Genomic DNA, 4,338 nt, shown 5'->3' on the forward strand with positions numbered 1-4,338 from the left:
CTGTCATTGGACGACAAGCATGGAAAACCTTTTTCGCTTTCTTTGAATATGCATCTGGTACTATGAGTTTTGGAGTTCATCACTACCTCCAAGGATTCCACGATGCATCTTGCTCATGATACATCCATTGCACCCGAAAGAAAGGTATGATACAGCAGAATTTGCGTGCTACACTATAACAAGCTATGAGATACTGAGATTTGAGAGAAACAGATACTTGTAAACAAGCTCTACGCACTAAAGACTGGAACCAAGGAGCAAATACCGTGCCCAAGAAGACTGACACAAACAACAACGTGAAACGGACCAAGAAATCCACACGAACACAAAAAACAAAGGGAAAAGTGATAGAGGGCAACCTCTCTGTCCACGCAAAGGGATTCGGTTTCGTGCTCGTAAAGAAAGGAACTGATATCTTCATCCCTCTGGAACATATGCTGAATGCCATGGATGGGGATTATGTCGCAGTTGAGATCATAAAAAAGGTCCCAAAAAAGAATCCAGAAGGAAGAATTGTAAAAATCCTCACCTTGCAGGACAAAGAGATCATCGGTGTCTTCAAGAGCAGCAAGGAAGGGGGGTCGGTCATCCCAAGCGATGAGCGATACAACAATCCCATCATCATTCCAAAGGACTCTTTATCTTCGCCAAAAATTGGAAGAAAACCAAAGAATGGTGAGTTTGTCGTGATCATGAGAACGGGCTGGAACGAGAATGACCATACCGTAACAGGGAAGATCATCGATATCTTGGGAAAGCCGGAGAGCAAGGAGATGGACCTCCTCTTGGTTGCCCGGAACAACGACCTGACAATTCCATTCCCCGCCCAAGTGAACAAGGCACTGGCTGGGCTTCCTGAATTTGATCTGCAAAAAGAGCTGAAGAGCCGCGAAGATTTCCGTTCAGTTCCCTGTTTCACCATTGACCCGGAATCTGCAAAGGATTTTGATGATGCCATCTCGCTTGTCCAATTGGATAACGGCCGTTTCGAACTGGGGGTGCATATTGCAGATGTGTCCCATTATGTACGTGAGGGATCGGCAATTGACAAGGAAGCATATGAACGGGGAACCTCCGTCTATTTCGTCAACAACGTAATACCAATGCTTCCTGAGCGGCTTTCCAATGATCTTTGCAGCCTCAAGCCAAACACTGATCGCCTTGCTTTCTCTGTCATTATGGAAATCGATTCCCGCGGCATTGTGCAGAAATATAGGATCAGGGAAACCGTTATCAAAAGTGCTGCCCGATTCACCTATGAAGAGGTTGAAGCAATCATTGAAGGAAAGGAGCATCCACATGCGAAGACCATTCATCTCATGCTGATGCTCTCCCTTATCCTTCGAAGGGCGAGGGAAGAGATGGGCTCTATCGATTTCGACATCTCTGAAGCGGCAATCTCTCTTGATGAACAGGGAGTACCCTATTCGATCAGGCCACGCGAAAGAATTGAATCAAATCGGTTGGTAGAGGAGTTCATGCTTGTGGCAAACCGTATTGTTGCCAGCCATATTGCCAAGCAATCTACCAAAAGGAATCCGAAGCCATTTGTCTATCGAGTGCATGAAAAGCCGGACAAGGAGTCAATACAAAGCTTCCTTGACCTTCTTGAACGGTTGGGACTGAAATATCAACTCGACAAGGAAGTGCAATCGGATGATTACAGGAAAATCCTCGACATCATAGAAAACCTTGACTACAAGTACTTTATAGAGAAAGTTGCCCTCAGATCCATGACCAAAGCCTACTACAGCACAAAGAATGAAGGGCACTTTGGTTTGGCTTTTGATGCATACACCCATTTCACCTCCCCCATAAGAAGGTACCCCGATTTGGTGGTGCATCGTTTGTTGAAATACTATGCGAGCAAGGAAAAAGACAAGAAGGGAGCAACCAAAGGTGAAGCTGAGACCTTGTCCAAGAAGCTGGAATCCATCTGTGCGCACTGTTCAGAGCGGGAGATTCTCTCAACCCAGGCTGAACGTGAATTCATCAAGATCAAATCGATGGAGTTCCTCTCCTCAAAGGTGGGAGAGACGTACGAGGGAATCATCTCCGGTATGGCAAGCTTTGGAATGTTTGTAGAGCTGTCACACTATGTCATCGAGGGATTGGTGCATGTCTCCGAGCTCAAAGATGACCACTACGATTTTAATAAGGAGGAGTTCACCCTCACCGGGCGAAAGACTGGAAAGGTCTACCGCATGGGGGATGCGGTTACCATCAAGATCAAGAGTGTGTCCAAAGAGGAGAAACGGGCGGATTTTTTGCTTGTATGACTTCAAGCAACATCACGGGAACGATTCCTGTGATGTTGTTTCCAGCTCAACAACATCCACCTATCATCATTTGATTAGTAAGGACTGCATATACTCCTTTCATATTGTAGGATTTAACTGATGCACGGTATGGCTTGGATAACTCAAACCAAAATGGGAAGATACCAAATACACGATTGTAAGTATCAGGAAGGGAAAAACTGTCTTCCTGACGCGATGATGAAAAAACTGTGAATGCATGGAGATGAGGAAAGAGTGATGTTGCAGACAAAAAGACTCGCTCTTCGTCCTTGGACGGAGACGGATGCTGAGAGTTTATATGCATATGCCAAGGATCCTGATATTGGCCCGATTGCAGGATGGCCTGCCCATACAAGTGAAGAAGAGAGCCTGGATGCCATTAGAAATGTGCTTACCGGAGCAGAATGCTATGCAATCTGTAAAAAAGACAGTGATGAGGCAATTGGAGCCATAGAACTCAAACTGAATGGGCATACCGATATGACTGAACGTGATGATGAGTGTGAGCTGGGGTATTGGATTGGCAAACCCTTTTGGGGAAGGGGATATATACCTGAAGCTGCAACAGAACTGATTCGCCATGGGTTTGAAGATCTGGGAATCACCACAATCTGGTGTGGGTATTACGATGGAAACACTCAATCCAAGAGGGTTCAGGAGAAACTTGGTTTTATCTACCATCATACCTGTGATGAGGTACCGGTGCCCCTCATGAATGAGACAAGGATTGGTCATACAAACGTTATGACCAAGGAACAGTGGTCCAGAACGCAAAAGAGCTGAGGTTTCAATCCTAGTGGAAGACCAAAAAGGGAGAAGGTTCATGCAGTACTACCATGTTGATGTTTTTTCAAAAGGACCGCTGACAGGAAATGGACTGACCGTTTTGATTTGCGACCGATTCCCTGATAGTGAAACCATGCTTCTGATTACCCAGGAAATGAAGCAGTATGAGACGATTTTTCTCAAAAAGCTTTGGGACGACGAATATAGGGCAAGAATTTTCACGAAGGATGAGGAACTGGATTTCGCAGGGCACCCAATCCTTGGTGCAGCTGCGGTGATACATATGCTACACAATGATAATGATAAAGAAACGGAAGCAATCCAGTTCCATCTGAATGGTAAGGATGTGAAGGTCACCAGCGTTGCAATCGACCAAAGAAAGGAGTATCTCTGCAGCATGAACCAAGGTGTAGCAGAGACCATCGGACACATTCCCCCTGAAGACTATCCCCGGTTGATCGAACCGCTTGGACTCACCATGGACGATCTTGCTACAGCGTATCCTCTTCAGGTCATGACAACCGGCTTATCGTACCTGCTCGTACCCATTCACAGCGGAATTGAGAGAACCGGCATGTTTGCCAAGGATTATGAACCACTGCTCAACTCCTACGGTGCAAAGTTTGCCTATGTGTTTGATATTGATGCAAAAGAAGGCAGAACATTCGATTTTGATGGTTTGGAAGACGTTGCCACCGGCAGCGCAGCTGGACCAGTTGGAGCATACCTCTGTGCGCATGGCGTATGCAAGACAGGTGAAGAGATCATCATTCATCAAGGACGTTTTCTTGACCGACCTAGTGAACTTCATGTTCTACAAGAAAAAGATACAGGCTGTATCATGGTCAGTGGAAATGTATCCATCATTGCTGAGGGAACGTTTTATATCGAGGGTTAGGTAGGCGCTTACAAGGTGAAGTGAAAAGGGACCAAAAAGAAGTCTCTATTCATCCAGATTGATGAGATTATTCTAAATTCTTTGATAACCAAGAAATGCAGTTTTTCACATGCCAATGACCCACTCTATTGAAGACTCCTCCTGATGATTCCTGTTTGCCAGGAATGAGGGAGAATATTCAAAAGCCTCAGCAATGGATTTCGGTTGATATTATACACAAACCGTGGGCGATTGACCTGAAGGACCCGCAATGCCAAGCTTGCAATTGCTAGCGGTAGTACCGTATGCGATTCCACTCGGTCAACGATGCAACGGAATCGAGACGCATTGCAGGAATATAGTTCGGTTTTTTCA

Annotated in this window: 3 protein-coding genes; all 3 read left to right on the forward strand. The window is 45.6% G+C overall.

Translation table 11 applies throughout. The features are described 5' to 3' along the window. Positions 1 to 266: 266 nt before the first annotated feature. Positions 267 to 2,279 (forward strand): ribonuclease R, encoded by a 2,013-nt coding sequence (gene rnr / locus AB7S66_RS10365; protein WP_428519727.1) that lies wholly within the window; start codon positions 267 to 269, stop codon positions 2,277 to 2,279. 258 nt (positions 2,280 to 2,537) lie between these two features. Continuing rightward, entirely contained in the window at positions 2,538 to 3,083 is a 546-nt protein-coding gene (locus AB7S66_RS10370; RefSeq protein ID WP_428519729.1) for a GNAT family N-acetyltransferase, read from the forward strand. A gap of 40 nt (positions 3,084 to 3,123) precedes the next feature. Beyond that, positions 3,124 to 3,984 carry a PhzF family phenazine biosynthesis protein gene (locus AB7S66_RS10375; RefSeq protein WP_428519731.1) on the forward strand — a complete coding sequence of 287 codons (861 nt, stop codon included), beginning with the start codon at positions 3,124 to 3,126 and terminating at the stop codon, positions 3,982 to 3,984. Positions 3,985 to 4,338: the final 354 nt, after the last annotated feature.

Origin of the sequence: Sphaerochaeta sp., assembly GCF_050178175.1 — a bacterium.
Lineage (GTDB): Bacteria > Spirochaetota > Spirochaetia > Sphaerochaetales > Sphaerochaetaceae > Sphaerochaeta.

Coding starts and splice junctions, on each gene's coding strand:
- AB7S66_RS10375 (WP_428519731.1), top strand. CDS start 3,124: ATGCAGTACTACCATGTTGATGTTTTTTCAAAAGGACCGCTGACAGGA.
- AB7S66_RS10370 (WP_428519729.1), top strand. CDS start 2,538: ATGTTGCAGACAAAAAGACTCGCTCTTCGTCCTTGGACGGAGACGGAT.